Origin of the sequence: Flavobacterium bizetiae (assembly GCF_902804475.1) — a bacterium.
GTDB lineage: Bacteria > Bacteroidota > Bacteroidia > Flavobacteriales > Flavobacteriaceae > Flavobacterium > Flavobacterium bizetiae.
The window spans coordinates 1-18,946 of sequence record NZ_CADCSU010000140.1 but is presented as its reverse complement, the minus strand read 5'-3'; the positions used below and the strand labels follow the sequence as shown (position 1 = coordinate 18,946).

General features: G+C 32.9%; 13 protein-coding genes, 1 tRNA gene and 1 pseudogene. 6 read left to right on the top strand and 9 right to left on the bottom strand.

What is annotated here, in order from left to right:
• Nucleotides 1–3: 3 nt before the first annotated feature.
• From FLACOL7796_RS19205 to FLACOL7796_RS19190, 4 genes are all read left to right on the top strand, one after another.
• On the top strand, nt 4–828 hold the full coding sequence (locus FLACOL7796_RS19205) for a TPM domain-containing protein (protein WP_173972416.1): 825 nt from the start codon (nt 4–6) through the stop codon (nt 826–828).
• A gap of 74 nt (nt 829–902) precedes the next feature.
• Nucleotides 903–1,316 carry an RrF2 family transcriptional regulator gene (locus tag FLACOL7796_RS19200; RefSeq protein ID WP_041517419.1) on the top strand — a complete coding sequence of 138 codons (414 nt, stop codon included), beginning with the start codon at nt 903–905 and terminating at the stop codon, nt 1,314–1,316.
• A 250-nt stretch (nt 1,317–1,566) separates the two neighbouring features.
• Nucleotides 1,567–4,113 carry a TonB-dependent receptor gene (locus FLACOL7796_RS19195; protein ID WP_173972415.1) on the top strand — a complete coding sequence of 849 codons (2,547 nt, stop codon included), beginning with the start codon at nt 1,567–1,569 and terminating at the stop codon, nt 4,111–4,113.
• Between the two features lie 160 nt (nt 4,114–4,273).
• A complete protein-coding gene (locus FLACOL7796_RS19190) occupies nt 4,274–5,017 on the top strand; it encodes a DUF2490 domain-containing protein (RefSeq protein WP_173972414.1) in 744 nt (247 codons plus the stop codon).
• A 185-nt stretch (nt 5,018–5,202) separates the two neighbouring features.
• On the opposite strand, the gene FLACOL7796_RS19185 is transcribed toward FLACOL7796_RS19190, so the two are convergent.
• From FLACOL7796_RS19185 to era, 4 genes are all read right to left on the bottom strand, one after another.
• Entirely contained in the window at nt 5,203–7,956 is a 2,754-nt protein-coding gene (locus FLACOL7796_RS19185) for an outer membrane beta-barrel protein (RefSeq protein ID WP_173972413.1), read from the bottom strand.
• 156 nt (nt 7,957–8,112) lie between these two features.
• Nucleotides 8,113–9,420 (bottom strand): ribosome biogenesis GTPase Der, encoded by a 1,308-nt coding sequence (der, locus tag FLACOL7796_RS19180; protein WP_173972412.1) that lies wholly within the window; start codon nt 9,418–9,420, stop codon nt 8,113–8,115.
• 389 nt (nt 9,421–9,809) lie between these two features.
• Nucleotides 9,810–10,808 carry a hypothetical protein gene (locus FLACOL7796_RS19175; RefSeq protein ID WP_173972411.1) on the bottom strand — a complete coding sequence of 333 codons (999 nt, stop codon included), beginning with the start codon at nt 10,806–10,808 and terminating at the stop codon, nt 9,810–9,812.
• 28 nt (nt 10,809–10,836) lie between these two features.
• On the bottom strand, nt 10,837–11,718 hold the full coding sequence (gene era / locus FLACOL7796_RS19170) for a GTPase Era (RefSeq protein ID WP_041517423.1): 882 nt from the start codon (nt 11,716–11,718) through the stop codon (nt 10,837–10,839).
• A 116-nt stretch (nt 11,719–11,834) separates the two neighbouring features.
• Between era and FLACOL7796_RS19165 the strand changes: the two genes are divergently transcribed.
• Nucleotides 11,835–11,907 (top strand) — tRNA-Met (locus FLACOL7796_RS19165).
• A gap of 62 nt (nt 11,908–11,969) precedes the next feature.
• Nucleotides 11,970–12,224 (top strand): GIY-YIG nuclease family protein, encoded by a 255-nt coding sequence (locus FLACOL7796_RS19160; RefSeq protein WP_173972410.1) that lies wholly within the window; start codon nt 11,970–11,972, stop codon nt 12,222–12,224.
• Between the two features lie 466 nt (nt 12,225–12,690).
• On the opposite strand, the gene tnpC is transcribed toward FLACOL7796_RS19160, so the two are convergent.
• The 5 genes and pseudogenes from tnpC to FLACOL7796_RS19135 all read right to left on the bottom strand — a co-directional run bounded on the left by tnpC (nt 12,691) and on the right by FLACOL7796_RS19135 (nt 18,879).
• Nucleotides 12,691–15,339: an IS66 family transposase gene (gene tnpC, locus FLACOL7796_RS19155; protein ID WP_173972409.1), complete on the bottom strand. Its 2,649-nt coding sequence runs from the start codon at nt 15,337–15,339 to the stop codon at nt 12,691–12,693.
• A 329-nt stretch (nt 15,340–15,668) separates the two neighbouring features.
• A pseudogene (locus tag FLACOL7796_RS19150) lies at nt 15,669–16,367 on the bottom strand (nucleotidyl transferase AbiEii/AbiGii toxin family protein); the annotation flags it as partial.
• A 79-nt stretch (nt 16,368–16,446) separates the two neighbouring features.
• Nucleotides 16,447–16,740 carry a DUF6922 domain-containing protein gene (locus FLACOL7796_RS19145; RefSeq protein ID WP_173972407.1) on the bottom strand — a complete coding sequence of 98 codons (294 nt, stop codon included), beginning with the start codon at nt 16,738–16,740 and terminating at the stop codon, nt 16,447–16,449.
• A 727-nt stretch (nt 16,741–17,467) separates the two neighbouring features.
• A complete protein-coding gene (locus FLACOL7796_RS19140) occupies nt 17,468–18,427 on the bottom strand; it encodes a WD40 repeat domain-containing protein (RefSeq protein WP_173972406.1) in 960 nt (319 codons plus the stop codon).
• A 38-nt stretch (nt 18,428–18,465) separates the two neighbouring features.
• Complete coding sequence (locus FLACOL7796_RS19135) at nt 18,466–18,879, bottom strand: DoxX family protein (protein WP_173972405.1); 414 nt, start codon at nt 18,877–18,879, stop codon at nt 18,466–18,468.
• Nucleotides 18,880–18,946: the final 67 nt, after the last annotated feature.

Sequence of the window (18,946 nt, the reverse complement as noted above, 5' to 3'; positions counted from 1 at the left end):
ACAATGAAAATTTCCAAAAACAAAACATCTTATTCAAAAGGACTTTTTCAGTTTACCTTTTTACTAATCGCTTTTTTTACCACCAATTGTATTTTTGCACAATTTACAATTCCGGAAAAACCAAGTTTGCAAACTTCAGTATACGATTATGCCAATATTTTAAGCGCATCTGAAAAAGCTCAGCTTGAGGAAAAACTAATTCGTTACTCAGATTCGACCACAACTCAAATTGTTGTCATTACTATCGAAAGCTTAAAAGGCGAAGATGTTAGCCAGCTGGCGACAAAATGGGGACAAACCTGGGGAATTGGAGGAACTGCAAAAGATGACAATGGTGTTGTTATTTTATTGGCCAAAAACGAAAGAAAGATAGCAATCAATCCCGGATATGGAGTTGAAGACCGTTTGACAGCAGGAATTGGCGGAACAATAATTAGAAATATTATCATTCCTGAATTTAAAGCCGGAAGTTTTTACAACGGACTTGATAAAGGTACGGATGCGATAATCGATGTTTTTAAAGGCAAATTTAAAGGCGAACGCAAACAAGCTAAAGGAAATGATTTTCCTATATTGCCCTTTATTGTTATTGTCGTAATTGTGTTAATTTTACTGTCTCGAAATAAAGGCGGAGGAGGAAATTCAGGCAATAATAACGGCGGTGGCGGACCAAGCCTGCTCGATGTTATTATTCTAAGTAATCTTGGAAGAAGCAGCGGTGGCGGATTTGGAGGTTTTGGCGGCGGATCATCCGGAGGCGCCGGAGGCTTCGGTGGAGGTTTTGGCGGAGGAGGATTCTCTGGTGGAGGTTCTAGCGGAGGCTGGTAAAACAAAGTCACAGTTTTTAGTGGCAGTTTTCAGTTTTAAAAAATTTATAATTTACAATTAATAATTCAAGATAGATGTTATCACATAAAGCAAAATACGCCCTTAAGGCCTTACTTTATTTAGCAGAACAAGACGAAAATCACATTTCAAGAACGATAGAAATTGCTGATGGCGCCAATATTCCTAAAAAGTTTTTAGAGCAAATTTTATTAGATCTAAAACGAGGACGTTTTGTGAGCAGTAAGCAGGGAAAATTTGGCGGATATTATCTGATACGCTCCAAAAATGACATTACTTTAGCAGAAATTCACCGTTTATTTGATGGTGCAATTGCGCTTTTACCATGTGCTTCGTTAAACTTTTACGAGCCATGTTCTGATTGTAAAACCGAGGAAGAATGCAGTCTGAGACATGGTCTAATGATCATTCGCGACGAGACTCTTAAAGCAATGCAAGGCATCACAATAGCCTCACTTGTAAAGAAATAAAAAAATATTTCTTAATTCCTAGTAAATCTATAGAATTTACATATATTTGCAAAAAAATCAACAAACCAATTTACAAAATTTAACCAATATGAAAGTAAATTACAATCGATCAGGTGGGTCAAAAAATCTTTTGCAAAGAAACCAAAATCTTCAATTCACTACGGTGAAAAACAATTCTTCTATGATGTGTATGTGCTGGTAAAAAAATTTTTAATTTAAATTCTACTAATCACATATACTTAATATAAAAATGAAAAATTCTATAAAAAATATACTTACAGTACTATCTATTTTAACTTTCTCTGTATCATTTGCACAAAACATTGAAGGTGTAGTTAAAACGAGTGAAAACACACCTCTTGAAGCTGTTAACGTTGTTGTTAAAGGAACTACCACTAACACTACTACTGATAGCGAAGGGAGATTTACAATCAATAGTAAAGGAAAACTTCCTTTAACAATCTTGGTTCAGTATGTAGGCTATAAAACTACAGAAATCGAACTTGCTGATTTGCCAACTGCGCCATTACAAGTAACTCTTAGAGAAGAAAATGAACTTATTGAAGTTGTTGTTTCTTCACGACGCCGAATAGAAAAAGTACAGGATGTGCCAATTGCAATATCTGTTATTACGGGTAAACAAGCAGAACAAACAGGAGCTTTTAACGTAAATCGTATTAAAGAATTAGTTCCATCAGTACAATTGTATTCTTCTAACCCTAGAAATACCGGAATCAATATTCGTAGTCTTGGTTCTCCTTTTGGACTTACGAATGACGGAATCGATCCCGGAGTTGGTTTTTATGTAGACGGCGTTTATTATGCACGTCCGGCTGCTACTACTTTAGACTTTATTGATGTTGAACAAATAGAAGTTTTACGTGGACCACAAGGATCTTTGTTTGGAAAAAACACAACATCGGGTGCATTTAACATTACAACCCGTAAACCAAGTTTTACTTCTGGAGCTGATTTTGAAGTAAGCTACGGAAACTACAATTTTCTACAAGCTAAAGCATCTGTAACAGGAGCTTTAGGTAAAAAAGTTGCTGGTCGTTTATCTTTCTCCGGAACACAACGTGACGGTCTTATTGACAACGTTGCTACAGGAAGACCTACGAATACTTTAAACAATCAGGGAATTAGAGGTCAATTGCTTTGGACTCCATCAGTAAATACTAATATTATATTAGCAGCAGATATTACAACACAACGTCCTGACGGATATGCTCAGGTTGTTGCAGGTGTTGCACCTACGCAAAGAGCTGCTTATCGTCAGTTTGATGCTATTATTAAGGACTTAAACTATCAATTGCCAAGCTTAAATGCTTTTGACCGTAAAATAGATCATGATACTCCATGGCGTTCAGGACAAGATATGGGTGGTATCTCTCTTAATATTGATACCAAAATTGGTACAGGAACTCTTACTTCGACTACAGCTTGGAGATTCTGGAACTGGGATCCATCAAATGACAGGGATTTTACAGGATTACAAGTTTTGGCTAAATCTCAAAACCCAACAAGACAAACACAATTTACACAAGAAGTTCGTTACGCTGGTCAGCTTACAGAAAAAATTAGTGGTGTTGTAGGTGTATTCTTTATTGATCAGACTTCTCAAACAGACGGTACAGAAGAATCTGGTAATGCACAATGGAGATTTGCTCAAAGTACGACTAGTCCTTTATGGAAAACTCCGGGACTTTTTGAAGGATACGGAATTAAAACTGACGCTAACATCAGATCTTCGAGTGCGGCAGTATTTGGTCAGATTGACTGGGCGATTACAGATCGTCTTCACATTTTACCAGGTTTAAGATATAATTTTGATAAAAAAGACGCGCATTATGCCCGTACAACATACGGAGGTCTTCAAACTACAGATCCTGCATTATTAGCGTTGAAAAAACTAGTATATTCTGATCAGGCATTTGATTCTAGTACTGACAATACTGACTTTTCAGGAAACTTAACGTTGACTTATAAAGCTTCGGATAAAATTAATGCTTATGCTACTTATGCAAAAAGCTACAAACCGGTTGGTGTAAACGTAGCGGGACTTCCTACTGATGCAAAAGGTGCTCCGTTATTAGATCTTGCTGTAATTAAACCAGAGAAAGTAAATCACTACGAGGTGGGAGTTAAAACTTCTCCGTTTAGAAATTCAGTATTCAACCTTGCTTTCTTTAATACAGAAATAAAAGATTTTCAAACGAACGTTCAGGCAGCTGAATTGGGTGTAAACCGTGGATATCTAGCCAATGCTGATAAAGTACGTGTAAGAGGTGCTGAACTTGATGCCAGCTTTGTTATCAGCCAGAACTTAACTATAAATGGTGCTGCAACCTATACAGAAGGTACATACGTTAAATTTACAAATGCACCACTGCCATTAGAAGAAACCGGAGCTCCGGTAGCATTCAAGGATGTTTCAGGAACTGATTTACCAGGTGCTTCAAGATGGGCAGGATCTTTAGGAGGTGAATATTCTAACAGTGCAAAATTCTTCGGAAACACAGGAAAAGCTTTTATTGCATTAGATTCTTACGCTCGTTCTGAATTTTCATCAAGTCCATCAGCTTCAAAATATTTAGTTGTTCCGGGTTATGCTATTTTTAATGCTCGTATAGGTTTCCGCGCTTCGCAAGGTTTATCTGTTCACTTCTGGGGACGTAACCTTTTAAACAAAGATTACTATGAGCAATTATTACCGGCAGGTGGAAACACAGGACAATACGCTGGAGTAATTGGTGATCAAAGAACTTACGGAGTTACTCTTAAGTATTCGCTATAATCACAATTAGTTAGTTTCAATACATGAAACGAGATAGGTTTTTAAAATCTATCTCGTTTTTTTATGCAATGAAATAACAAAATAGCATTTAAAACAAGTTTTAATACGGGATAGATCTCTCCTGATTTGTATATATTCGCAGCTTGAATTTATATAAAGAATGAAAGTTCTCCAATTATTAGTTTTTTTAGTTTTCATCACTCCTTTTTTATCTGCACAAAGTATAAAAAATACTGACCAGCAAACCTTAATCTGGATAAGATATTACAATATTTTACCTGTCACCGAAAAATGGGCCATTCATTCTGAGATTGACAACAGAAGTTTTTTGAATCCCGTTAATGAAAATTTATTTGCTCTAAGAATTCAGGGAAGATACCGGGTTCATAAAAACATTGATCTGGGCAGCGGTTTCGCTTATTTTAATGTGAATACACAAGATCCTCACATTGATCCTGATTATTCTATTCCTGAGTATCGTGCTCAGCAAGATGTTACCTTTATTAATGATATTGCTAAAGTTACTTTTCATAACCGTTTTCAGCTCGAAGAACGTTTCATTCAAAAAGCAAATAAAACAGCATTATTGGATGATTTTTCTTTTGCGTATCGATTTAGATACAGATTACAAGCAACATTTGATCTTTGGAAAAAAGAAAGACAAAGCCTAAAGGGAACAATTTCTGACGAAGTGATGTTCAATTTCGGAAAAGACAATAAAAAAAATACTTTCGATCAAAATCGAATTTATGCTGCATTACGTTATCATTTCAACCCCAATATTGGACTTGAATTAGGTTATCTAAAAAGTTTTCAAAGACGTTCCAGCGGAATTGATTTTTATGATCGTGATATTATTCGTTTTACGGTCTATCACAGAATTAATCGGAAACCAAGGATTTAGAAAGAAAAATCAATATAAAAATTCCAAATTCCATTACAAAAAACTCAGGCAAAACCAGTTCCATCCGTAAGCCAGGCAATAGCAAACAAGCGAAGCAAATCTGCAGCTATAAAAAAAGACGCACTGCTGTGCGTCTCTACGTAAAATTCTTTGTCCCTTTGAACCTCTGCCACTTTGAACCTTAATTAATCCATCCTCTGCCTTCTCTTCCCTCCTTTTTCGGCACCTGCAAAATTTCCTATTTTATAACTTACAGAAAACATTACGTAACGCTTCAGTACGGTATTTTCTTCATCACGAATAGACGTTGCAGAGATCGTTCTGGTAGCGCTTTGATTTTGATTTAAAACATCATACACTTTTACTTTGGCGTAGACTTTTTTATCGAAAAATCCATAAGACAAACTGGTATTCCATAAATAAAAATCTTTTTTGAAATTGCTCGAAATACTGGAATTATAAGTATATCCAAAATCATTTCCGAAAATTAAATTCTCCGGCCAATAACTAGTGGTTTGCAAATTGATTCGGTGCACTACATTCGAACTGGCAGCTCTTGACGAATTTTCATAATTGGTCTGATTGTACGATAAACTATAAGATGGCGAAATAATAAGAAGTTCCCCGTATTCGTAAGTCAAATTTACTTTTGGCGTTACAGCGGTAGATTTTGCATTGTACAAAACTGCATTTGTAAAACCTTTATCGAAGGCATAACTACCGTTTAACCCAAAACCATAGCGTAAAACATGGGCATCTCTCTTTATTGACTGATTCCAATTTCCTCCAATTGTCGCGATATAAGTTCCTGAAATATTCACATAAGTTGTAGTTCTTTTTCCGCTATCATCATAAATCGAAGTAGAAACTACGTCGTTATTATAATAATCTCCTTTTACAAACAAATTATAACCGGAACGTGTGCGGAAATCATAATTTCTAAAACTAAAATTAGCGCTATTTTTTTCGATAGGATTCAAATTAGGATTTCCTGTTATGGTATTTAACGGATTGGTTAAATTGAGAACCGGCAGTAACTGAACCGCTGTAGGAAGCGTATTTGAATAATTGTATTTGAATGATAAATTCTTAGAACGGCTAAACTTATATCGTATCTGAAAATCTCCGTACGGCAATGCATATCGTTTGTTTAAATCAGTTGCTTTATCAAGATATAATGAATGATTATCAAACTCTACAATGGCTGTGCTCGAATTCAGGTTGACTGTATATTTACTCTTTTGCCAGGTTATTCCAATTTTCGGACTGAACGAATTTTGTTTTGATGTTGTATAATTGGTCAACGATTCATTAAGATCTGAATACGATTGTGTTCCTCCATCAAAATCGAATGTTTTTGCATCTTTTATTTCTTTGCTCCAATCAAAATTAGATCCAAATCTTATTCTTAAAGAATCTGTTACCGGTTCTGTATATTCAAGCGCAAGCGAATAAGTGTCGTTGCTATTATTGTTTATACTTTTCTGATTTCTATCATCATTGGGTTTGCTATCCTGATAAAAAATAGTTTGAGAGAGATTTTGTGCTTCAGAGTCTGTATTGGTACTATTACCATCAAAGAAAAGATTAAAATTACGAGCCTCTTTCTTAAAAGATTTATTGAAGTTTATCGTGTTTCCTAAACTCGTATTTGTACTTTCTGAATAGGATTTAGCAGTGCTTTCATTCAGAGAGTTTCCGTTTTCATCTTCAGAGAAACTTGACGAAGACGTATTAGTATCCGATCGGGATTGATTCACTTTTGGAGAAATCACCAATCGAGTTGACGGATTAATTTTATATTCTAATTCAAAATTTGCGTTATTTCCTGTACTTTCATTTCTTGTCTTAGAATCAGATGAAGTGGCAATATTTCCGGTTGGCAAAAAACTAACCTGATCAGATTTACTATCGTTATTATTAATGGAATTCGAAAAATTATAACTTCCCATTGCCATCAATTTTTCGGTCCAGTCATCAGAATAATTAAGCCCTACCAAATTAGATTGCGTAATACCTTTACCACCGCCGGAGCCGCCACTATTCCCTTTTGCGTTTCGGCCGCCTCCCATATTATCAAATACCTCATCCATCGCAAAACCGGTAGAATTAATATTATTAGATGATGCCAAAACACTTATTTTTTGTTTGTTATTGAAAAAATTCAAAAGCAAACTGCTTTCATATCGATCATCAGATCCATATCCTCCCAGAATTTTCCCAAAATACCCCTTGTTTTTCTTTTCGTCAATGGTGATATTGATGCTCGAATAATCCGAAGTCGATTCCTGCTTAGAAAGTTCTTCTTTTTTGGTTTTAAAATCAGAAACCTGAATTTTTTTGATAATTTCTGCCGGAAGATTCTTTAAAGCAATGGCACCTTCTTTATCAAAAAAAGTTTTTCCGTTTACCAAAACCTGGTTTACTTCCCGCCCGTTTACAGTTACTTTTCCATCAGTACCTACATCAAAACCAGGCAATTGTTTCAGCAACGTTTCTACATTCGAATCTGGCCGTACTTTATACGAAGCGGCATTAAACTCCAGAGTATCTTTTTTGATGGTAATAGGCGGAGCTTCACTTTTTATAACCACGTTATCTAAAGCATTTGCAGCCTCTAGCAAATACAATTTGCCAAAATCTTTGCTTTCAAGAAGTCCTTTTTCTTCTTCAAAATAAGGCTGATAGCCCATATAGTTTACTTTTAGAAAAACAGGCTTATCGTATTTTTTGGTTTTAATGCTAAAAGATCCGTTTTTATCGGTTGTAGCATATTCAATTACAGTCGAATCCTTTACGGTTGTAAAATAAACTGTTGCCAGTTCCAGCGGTAATTGCGTATTAATATCGACAACGGTTCCTTTAATAACAATGTCGTTCTGGGCACTTGCCGAATAACAAAAGAGAGAAAAAAGTATAAAATAATAAATTTTGGTCATAAAATGGTTGGTTAGAAATAGTTAGACCCCAATAGCGTCAAATGGTTTAATGGCAAGTTCAACATTTGTTCAAACAGTGTGCCATTAAAGCCAACAAAAACTTTTTCGAATGATAAAATGCATAAAAAAAGTCCCCATTTCTGAGGACTTTTACTTTTATTTTTCTCTGATATAAATATCAATCGGCACTCCTGAAAAGTCCCAATTTTCTCTAATTTTATTTTCAAGATATCTCTTATATGGTTCCTTAACATATTGTGGCATATTGGCAAAAAACACAAACTGAGGCGTTTGAGTTGGCAACTGCATACAATATTTAATTTTTACATATTTACCTTTTGTTGCTGGCGGCGGATAAGCTTCGATCACCTTCAACATAAATTCGTTGAATTTAGAAGTTGGGATTCTTTGTTTTCTGTTTTCAAAAACAGTAACCGTAGCTTCTAATGCTTTTAATAAACGTTGTTTCGTTAAAGCCGAAACGAACAAAATTGGCACATCAGTAAAAGGCATTAATTCTTTTTTGATTTTCTCTTCGTAATCACGAGTCGACATGGTATCTTTTTCTACCAAATCCCATTTGTTTACCAGAATTACAACACCTTTACGGTTTTTCTCTGCCAGCCAGAAAATACTTTGATCCTGACCTTCAAATCCACGGGTTGCATCGATAACCAAGATACAAATATCTGCGTGTTCAATTGCACGAACAGAACGCATTACTGAGTAAAACTCTAAATCTTCCTTAACTTTTGCTTTACGACGGATTCCCGCAGTATCTACTAAATTAAATTCAAAACCAAAACGGTCAAATTTAGTATCAATTGCATCACGAGTTGTACCCGCGATATCCGTTACAATATATCTGTCTTTACCAATAAGTGCGTTAATAAAACTAGATTTACCAGCATTTGGACGTCCTACAACTGCAAAACGAGGCAATTCAGCCACTTCTTCAACTGGTTCTTTTTCAGGAAAAGCATCGATTAATGCATCTAATAAATCTCCTGTTCCGCTACCCGAAATACTTGCAAAGGTAAAATAATCTCCTAAACCAAGATTATAAAATTCAATTGCATCTTTCTCACGCATTGCGTTATCTACTTTATTTACAGCCAATAAAACAGGCTTAGTTACTTTACGCAACAATTTCGCCACCGTTTCATCCATTGGTGTAATACCTTCTTCTACATCAACTACAAAAATAATAACATCAGCCTCATCGATAGCAAGCTCTACTTGTTTACGAATTTCACCTTCAAATACGTCATCAGAACCGCGAACATATCCACCGGTATCAATTACAGAAAACTCTTTTCCGTTCCACTCGCTTTTACCGTAGTTTCTATCCCTGGTAACTCCAGAAACCGAATCTACAATAGCTTCTCTTCTTTGTATCAGCCTATTAAAAAGGGTTGATTTCCCTACATTAGGTCTTCCTACTATCGCAACAATGTTATTCATTTTTTTGAATTTTAGATTTTAGATTCCAAATTTTAGATTTAAAAACCTAATCACTTGTTATCCAAAATGCTTTATTTTAATTTTTTGCAAAGGTAGTTAAAAAAGTGACTAAGTCGCTAAGTTTCTAAGTACCTAAGTTTTTTATTATTTTTCTTATTATTTCAGCCTGTTTTTCAGGAGCTGTTTCCTGTTTCCTGCTATCCGTTACAATCTCTTGTGTCGCTAAAGAAGCGCCACAAAAGGATTTCCACTTCTATCAGGGCTAGGGCTTCAGACTTACAAGAACTTCAGTCAATATCAAAAATTATAATTTTGTATTATCTAAAAATCCTTTTATCAACCTGATTACAAACCTTTAACCTTCTTGATTTTTAATAATTGTTTTTCAATTATTTACACTTTTCATAAATATATTGAGGTCTCGCTCCCATTCTGTAAGAACTAAAATCACCTTTATTAGACAACTTCAAAGTAAATCCTTCCTCTTCCTCTGAATTAAAAAACTTAATATCCCGAATTTTAATTTTTCCCGAAATAACATTTACAGGACCTATTTTATAATTACTAAATGGAAAAGGTTTATCGCCAAAATCCCAGTAAATCAGTTCTTTTTTATCAAAATCAACGTATGCCTTATTCTCTGCATCACAAAACCTTCTGTTATGCGATAAAAATTCTTCGACTTGCGCTTCTGTATCTATTGGCACAAACTCTTTTTCCGGGTCTGTGTACAAAACATCATCTACAACATCCTGAGTAATACCCACCAAATGTTTGTTGTTTTTATAAATACCAAAGTACAATGTCAAAACCCTGCTTTTATCTTTAGACATTACATCGGCTCTGTAATTGCATATTTTTTCAAGCTTTCGAAAAGGCTTTTTATCTTCATCTGACCGATTACTATACGTATCATCAAAATCATCCAGACGGAATTTATTTTGATAATTCACATAATAAAAACCCGTCTTTTTAAATTCTCCATCACCCAGATATTCAGGAAATTTTCCAAATTCTACATTATCATAGATTTTAAAATCAAACCATTCAATCCAGTCATCAATTTTATTCGGAAAACTTAAAATAGGATAATAACCATCTTTTACAAATATGGCCAATCCATCGTTTTTATCAATAAACTTATTAATATTCGCAGCTTTATTGGTATTGAATTGCTTTATGAATTCACTTAAAAACAATCTTACCTCTTTATCAGAACACGCCGTTGTATCAAAAACTACAGAGTCTTTTTGCACAATAGCTTGCGTTTTTTTGATTTCAGGTTGAGCTGGAAGCGCTTTTTCCTTCGAACCAAAAAAGTAATTTATACCCACAATCAATATAAGTCCGCAACATATTGGTATTGAATACTTCGTTGAAACCTGCATAAATTACTATTTTGAAGTTTTGGAAAATTTATTGGTTATAACCAAAACGTTTCAACATATTGGCGTTGCTTCTCCAGTTTTTATTCACTTTTACAACCAACTCAATATGAATTTGTTTTCCAAAGAATTTCTCAAGATCAGCACGAGCCTCAGTTCCTACTTTTTTCAGAGCTGCACCTTTATGTCCAATAATGATTCCTTTTTGCGTTTCGCGCTCTACCATAATGATCGAACGGATTCTGATAATGTTTTCGTCTTCAAAAAATTCCTCCGTTACGATTTCAACCGCATATGGAATCTCTTTACTGTAATTCAATAAGATTTTTTCACGAATCGTTTCGTTTACGAAAAAACGTTCCGGTTTGTCAGTTAACTGATCTTTTGGATAATAGGCAGGAGATTCTGGCAACAATTCGATAATTCTTCCAAAAACTTCCGGTACATTAAAATTCTGTAAAGCCGAGATTGGGAAAATTTCAGCATTTGGCACTTTTGCAGTCCAGAATGCTACTTGCTCTTCTAATTGTTCCTGATTTGAGTTGTCGATTTTATTCAACAATAATAAAACCGGAATTTTTGCATGGATGATTTTATTAAAGAAAGCTTCATCTTTTAAATCCTGCTCTCCTATTTCGACCATATAAACTAGTATATCAGCATCTTCAAAAGCTGACTTTACAAAGTTCATCATCGATTCCTGCATCTCATAGGCTGGTTTGATGATTCCGGGAGTATCCGATAATATAAGTTGAAAATCCTCACCATTCACGATTCCAAGAATACGATGACGAGTTGTTTGTGCTTTTGATGTAATGATGGATAATCTTTCTCCAACAAAGGCGTTCATCAATGTTGATTTTCCAACGTTTGGATTCCCGATGATGTTTACAAAACCTGCTTTATGTGACATTTGTGTATTATTTAATTTGCAAAGGTAGTCATATCAACTCAATACAGAAAATAAAACATTTTTTAAAGTTTTCGTTGGATTTCTTAAAAATCGGCGTATCTTTGCACCCGAAACATCGCGGGATAGAGCAGTAGGCAGCTCGTCGGGCTCATAACCCGAAGGTCACAGGTTCGAGTCCTGTTCCCGCTACTAAGAGAAAAACACCACCTGAAAAAGATGGTGTTTTTTTTTGTTTATATCACCTTGCATTTATGGATGAATTTATTGTCTATATTCTTTATTCAGAAAAATTCAAGAAAACTTATACTGGCTTTACTTCCAATTTAATTGAACGATTTAAATCTCATAATTTTCTCGAAACAAAAGGCTATACTCCAAAATATAGACCTTGGCAAGTAATTTATATTGAATTTTTTAATTCAAAATCCGAAGCTATGAAAAGAGAAAAATATTTAAAAACCGGAGTTGGAAGAGAATTCATTAAAAATCTTATTTCTAAAATTTAGCTCGTCGGGCTCATATCCGCCACGGCGGACACAGGTTCGAGTCCTGTTCCCGCTACTAAGAGAAAACACCACTTAAAAAAGATGTTGTTTTTTTTTATTTTAAAATCTAAAATGTTGGACTCATATCCGCCTCGGCGGACACAGGTTCGAGTCCTGTTCCCGCTACTAAGACAAAGTAAAAGCCTGATAAATCTTGATTTACCAGGCTTTTTTGTGGTTCGATAAATTTTGTTTAATTTTAAAAAGAACACAAAACTATCAGTGTTTTCAAGGAAAATTGGTTCGAGTCCCGTTAAGTTAAAAAACGAGATGACAATACTAATTTAACTTTAATACTTCTGCAATCTAAACTTGATTTCTTTGACGAGATAATACAATATATGATTATTTTTCTTTCACTAAAATCATAGATTTTCTATTAAACCACAAATTTTATACGATACATTGTCTAAAAAATTTTATTTTTTCACATATCATAAATACTTATTTTTCCCGAACTTAGAAATTCAAAAAAATTCACCCCTTGATATTTACACGTTTGCTGAATACTTAAAAGAGTGAGATAATCTTGAATCCCTTTTTTTGTCGGCAAACCATCATACTCCCTACGATACAATGCAACGGCTTTTATAGCTGCTTCTGCATTGTTATTATTCCAAGGTACTCCATCATAATTTAAAAAAGTAAAAAGTTCGTTTCTAGTTGAGTTAAATCTTTTTTTCCATTTTAAACAAATATTTGTTTCAAAATCAGTTTTATTCAACATTTTGAAAAAAAAATCAACTTCCTTTTTATGCTTATTTAAATTTCTTTTCTTCAACCCAAATTTGTTAATTGTAGTTGTAATATTGGTTAATAATTTGGAAAAATTCATCACTATAACTCTAAAACTAACGTCAAATTGATTCTTAACCAAATCGTCATTTAGATCCCGTATTAAATGAATTAAACATCTTTGTTTTGCACATTTCATTGCGTCATAACCCGCATAAAAATCACTAATCAGAACGCCATTAAAATCACATAAAAATTCTTTTAAAAAGTCCGCTTCTCGAGTTGGTCTAAATAAATAAAAAACAGCATCAATATTTGTGAATACCCATACGTAACAAGATTCATTCCTGATATGAAAAACTGTTTCGTCAATATGAATAACAGAACTACTCTTAACTATATTGATAATTTCATTGAATGTTGTTTTATACTTGTTTGCAAATTGCACTTTAGTGCGCATTATATTGCTATGGATAAAATCAATATCAAAACTTTCTTTTAATTGTTCAGAAATCTTATTGTAACTAATTCGGTATTGAATCATTTGATTGATAATCCAATTCTGTAATTGAAGTCCATATTTGCTTCTGATGTTAAACTCATCTGTGGGCCTTACTATTTTCTTACAATTATCACATTTGTATCTTGCATTTTTATAGAGAATAATAATTCTGCTAATTCCTGTTTTCGTTATTTTTAAATCTACAACTGTCCTATCTTCAATGCTGTGTCTATACATTTTTTCACAATTACACGATTCACATTTTTTAGGACGTTGAGAAGTAATAATCTTATTTGGTCGCAGTGAAATTATTGACTTAGTTCTAGTGGTCTTTTGCAATCCAATTTTAGGATAAGTCTTTATTAGAACTTTTTCCCTTTGGTAATTAAAATAAGCATAACTATTAATAATTTGAAAATCTGGAACTAGAAAATTTGCTCTCTCCCACTTATACACAGATTTTTTTTTAAAATTTTTAACATCTTCAAAATTTTCATTATCGAGTTCAGGAATACTACAAATCCAATCTTTTATAACTTTTAGGGCTGTACAATCTTCAATATTATATCTAATTAATTTATCCTTATAGCTAGCTTGATTATCAAGCTCCCAACTATATCTCCAAAAAATACTTTGTAAACCTGATGCATTTTTATCTGACCATTCAAAATTTAAAAAATGAGCAATATCTTTAAGGCTATTGGTATAAGTTGGTGGATAAATGCAATTAGTAAAAATAGTTAAAAGATTAAATGAATTGTCAATTAAGGTGTTAATGTAATTCTGGTCTTCAGGACTCATCTTTTTTAAAATCCTTTTTAATCCCTGAATTTCATAAGTGCCATAATGGTACAACACAAAGTTTTTGAAAGGTTTTAGTACCTTAATTAATTCGATAAAAATATTAGTTTCTTCTTCTTCAGTATTAGCCCAAAATGAATATTTATTTTCTATATCACCATTTCTTATAATTAAACCAATTAGATAATTTATACTTCTGTCGGGAATACCTTCAAAATCTATAAACACCTCAATATCATGTTTTTCCAAATCAACACTCTCAAGGATATACGTTTTTTGTTCCCGAATCGCTAATGCTTTTAATTCTGGTAAAAATTTTCTCTTGATATATGGATTTTTTTTAGCCCTAAATATATATGATAATTGTTTCACAGAAAAAATACCCCTATTATTTTTCAGTTGTATCTCTTTTTCTTTCAAATTACCTAAAAGACTCAAGTCATCTCTCTCACGAAGCTTATCAAGACAATCTTTACTGAATTCACAAACTTGACAATGCGTATTTTTATAAAAAACTGGTGGATTAACTGCATTTTCAAGATTTCTTAGTAAAGAGATAATTTTGCTTATTTCCTTTTGAAAATTGGAGAGTTTTAATTTTGCTTCTTTAAATTGTTTTCCAAACACTATTTTAACGAAATCAATCTTCAGTTTAAATTCAGACTCAATGAAATATGATTGAAGTGCAACAGTTAACTTATCTAGTTTAGTTACTTTTTCTAACGGACTAATTAGAATAACATACATCTTCTTTTCGTCAAAATACAATCCATCCACCTTAATGTTTATTTTGTTTTTGCTAAATACTGTATCTATGTAAATTTGGTTTACCTCATAATGATTTTTATCCTTGAATAATTGTCCCTTAAACTCTTGCTTTATCGAATTTTTATCAATGTAATTTTGTTTTTTAATATTCCGTAGTTCATCTATAACATTTTCAAAATCAGTTTTTAAGGACTGAGAATTCAAACCTTTTAAATAGGCTTTATAATTGCAGTGAATTAATGCGGTTAATATTTCATTGTTGATAATCATCGAAATTCTCGATTTACAAAAAATAGTGCTTTAATTTTTCCAAAATAGCACTTCTTCGAATCTTCTAAGAACAAAAAACATTTCTAAAAGTTCAATACTGTCCGAAGTATCCCGGCTACGTGCACGCTTCAATATTCGTCGAAATCATACCCGTCGCCGAAAACACAGGTTCTTGGCTTAACCACGGGAAACTACAAAAAAACAATATAATAGATATAAGAAAAACACCTCTCCAACTTCTCTACTTTAGCTAATAATTTTATTTTCATTTGAAATCAACATATGAGATTGTAAGCTCCCGGACTTCATAAAATTTATCCCCTAAACTTTTATCTGATTCTCATTCCCCTAGGCCTTGGAAAAGTCAAGCCTAAATGTGAATATAATCCCCTTACCTTACTTCTCCATTCAATTTTTGATACTACCCATTGTTTATTTTCTCCTACGATATGTAGATTATCATGCGAATGAGAGGGCATTTTCATTGAATCTTGAACATCATCAAATTTTAAAAGAAGTTGAGGATTATCAATTGGAGACTGGTTTTTATCTAAATCAAAAATAGTCCTGTCTTTTTCGTTACTGTATCTGGATATTTTTATTTTTAATTCATCATAGAGTTTTACCAAAGGAATTTCATTTGTTATAAAATCAAGATCGTAAATATCTTTTTTTGTCGCACGATTTGCTGCACTGACCAATTTGAACAATCCAATATCCAGCTTTGACAATAACCGAATACCTTCTTTAATTTCAATTGGATAAAGGTTCTTCATATTTTGAAGAAGTTCAACTTTTAAAACTGTTTCTTTGGAAATCACAATAAAAAATCTCATAAAAACAAACTGGTCGTCAATATCACAGGGATTATCAAATCGAATAGCTTTATCACCATAAAACATTGACACTTCATCTTTTATTCTATTAAAACCTCTTCTTCCAATTATATCGGGACAAAATAAATCAATATCATCAGATACTCTATGATTATACTGCATAGCAAGATTGGTCCCTCCTCCCAAGGCAAATTCTGAGTGAAGGCAAACTCTGCAATTCCAAAATAGTTTTTAATATTTCCGAAGACACAGCATTCATTTATAAAGGATATTAAATTGGCAGTACAAAACGCTGAAAAGGCTTCACGTGATATCGATCAGCAACACTCAGACATACCTTATTACTTATATTCTCTTTTGTCTGTTTTAGATATTTTACAATATCAGAAGAAGTATAGAGCCTTTCTAGAAGCTGAATATCTGCTTCGAAAGTTTCCGAAGTAGTGGCATACAATGCCCTTGGAATTATAACAGCTTTATCTTTTTCAATATCAAGCTCACTATAATCCATATCCCAAAATAAATATTTAGGAAAAACGTCCACTATGTTGACTTTTGGTCTCATTTTACAAATATACAACTATTGTATTATATTTAATATTCTCCTTGCTTCTTTCTTATTTTTAACACTTTAAGAATCAGTATCATTTTCCCCATTTCAATATTTTTAAATCATCCAGAAAATGGTTCGAAAATTGTCCCTTTAGGGCTACTAGTAAAAATTAAAAGCCTGAGAAATCTAGATTTCTCAGGCTTTTTTGTGATTCGAAGAATGTTGTTTAATTTTAAATAGAGCACAACTGTCAGTATTTTCAAGGAAAATTGGTTCGAGTCCCGTTAGGTTCTTTTGGAATGCTATCGTACATCCAACGTCACTGTACAATGCCATTGCCCAAATCCGATGTATTCCTTACTGATTGTTGCTCAATCCGTTTTCTATTGTAAAATATTGAAGCTCCCCATTATGAAGCAAACATACACCTTCATTAAAACTACCAAACCAAGTATTACTTTTACTATCTTCCAAACTTGAACGAACTCCTATTGTGTATTTTAACTTTACGGTGTTGATTTCTATATCAAGGTGTTGAATACTTTTTTAAGAGTTTACTATATTATTCCCCTCATATGGTTGACTTTTATTATTACAAGAGATTATTACAATGATCAAAAAGGTGTAATAAAGAATAAATGAGTCTTGACAATGTAATTTTACTCTCATTGTGTTGTTTTTATAATTTAAAAATACATCAAACTTATAAATTGCTTGAAATATGTGTCGGCAACTACTTTTATTCTATTAATAATATTTTTTCGGCTTTATCATTCCAAAGTATTATATTTTGTTCCAGACTTGATGTAATAATTCTGTTTCCTTGTTTATTCCAAGAAACACCCCATAAATAGTCTTTCGAGTTTCCTTCTGAAATAAGTTTGCCCTTACTATTCCAAACTCTCAATGCATCACTAGCTGTTGCTAATCTGTTTCCTTTTGTATTCCATGTTAAATTTCTGTATTCACCTTTGCTAATATCAATTGACCTTAAGAGTTCTGCTTGTTCATTCCAATATTGAAGTAATGATTTATCTTGTTTGTCACCATAGTCACCTGTAACAAAAAAAGAACCCGATTTGTGCCAAGCAACACTCAACAACATCACTTCTTCAGGTCTATGTTTAATTGATTTTAACAAATTTCCTTCAAAGTCAAATAACCGTATTTTATCTGAAACAGTAATTAATATATTCTTTTTGGGGTGCCAATCAGCCGCAGTAACACCTTTGCTATTTTCATTCTTAAAACTCCTTATTAAAGTACCTTTCATATTGTAAATTAATATTTGTCCATCATTGTCAGCGACAACTAAATATTCACCTGTATAATTCCAATCTATTCCTCTTGCTCCCCCTGGTGAAATTCCGTTCAATTCAATTCTCTCATCAGTATCCAAATTTATGATGCATGATTTATCCTCCGATAGTTGTGTTGCAACTGCAATACTGTTTTTTAATGGATGCCATTTTATGCGAGTTATTGTACTTTTTATTGGAAATGATTTGTATGATTTTAAATTCTTTTCGCTATAAATTTTCAACGTGTCTAAGTTTCCACCGATAGCCATGAATTTACCATCAGAACTCCAATCAGTAGTCCAAAGAATTTTTTTATTAATAGTATCTTGTGAAAAAAGTTGATTATTGAATGCTGTTAATAGAATTATATATTTCAGGAGCTTATTTTTTATTTTCATAAATACCTATTTTGTTTCAATTCGTCTTTTAAAAAATATTATAACTTTTTGTTATTTCCTTTATCAAATAGTAAATAATCTAAACTCCATTTTCCCGGTCCAATAAAAAAGAATAAAGCAAAATGTAAAGCAAATAAAAAAGGAAGTTCTCCATTAAAAATATCTCCCTGACTCATGGTATAAATAACACCAACCATTATAGTAATTAATAATGGTGTAATAAATTTAGTAAAAAGACCTACAGCAAGTAATATTGAGCCTGCAAACTCAATGATTTTGGCAGCGTATCCAGAAAAAACTGGAAACGGAAAATTTATTTCCGTCAGAAACTTAATGAGTATATGTATATCAAATAATTCTAGAGAATGTCTGAATATATAAAAAGCCACCGCTATGCGGATAATAAAAACACCATTATTCCAAGTTCCATTTGAAGTAAATACTTTTGCCATGTTTATTTATTTTATTCCAGCAAACCTACTGTCATTTTATAAATATAGGACAATGTATAATGTAAAA

Coding starts and splice junctions, on each gene's coding strand:
- FLACOL7796_RS19145 (WP_173972407.1), bottom strand. CDS start 16,740: ATGAGACCAAAAGTCAACATAGTGGACGTTTTTCCTAAATATTTATTT.
- FLACOL7796_RS19135 (WP_173972405.1), bottom strand. CDS start 18,879: ATGGCAAAAGTATTTACTTCAAATGGAACTTGGAATAATGGTGTTTTT.
- FLACOL7796_RS19205 (WP_173972416.1), top strand. CDS start 4: ATGAAAATTTCCAAAAACAAAACATCTTATTCAAAAGGACTTTTTCAG.
- era (WP_041517423.1), bottom strand. CDS start 11,718: ATGTCACATAAAGCAGGTTTTGTAAACATCATCGGGAATCCAAACGTT.
- FLACOL7796_RS19175 (WP_173972411.1), bottom strand. CDS start 10,808: ATGCAGGTTTCAACGAAGTATTCAATACCAATATGTTGCGGACTTATA.
- FLACOL7796_RS19190 (WP_173972414.1), top strand. CDS start 4,274: ATGAAAGTTCTCCAATTATTAGTTTTTTTAGTTTTCATCACTCCTTTT.
- FLACOL7796_RS19200 (WP_041517419.1), top strand. CDS start 903: ATGTTATCACATAAAGCAAAATACGCCCTTAAGGCCTTACTTTATTTA.
- tnpC (WP_173972409.1), bottom strand. CDS start 15,339: ATGATTATCAACAATGAAATATTAACCGCATTAATTCACTGCAATTAT.
- FLACOL7796_RS19195 (WP_173972415.1), top strand. CDS start 1,567: ATGAAAAATTCTATAAAAAATATACTTACAGTACTATCTATTTTAACT.
- FLACOL7796_RS19160 (WP_173972410.1), top strand. CDS start 11,970: ATGGATGAATTTATTGTCTATATTCTTTATTCAGAAAAATTCAAGAAA.
- FLACOL7796_RS19140 (WP_173972406.1), bottom strand. CDS start 18,427: ATGAAAATAAAAAATAAGCTCCTGAAATATATAATTCTATTAACAGCA.
- der (WP_173972412.1), bottom strand. CDS start 9,420: ATGAATAACATTGTTGCGATAGTAGGAAGACCTAATGTAGGGAAATCA.
- FLACOL7796_RS19185 (WP_173972413.1), bottom strand. CDS start 7,956: ATGACCAAAATTTATTATTTTATACTTTTTTCTCTCTTTTGTTATTCG.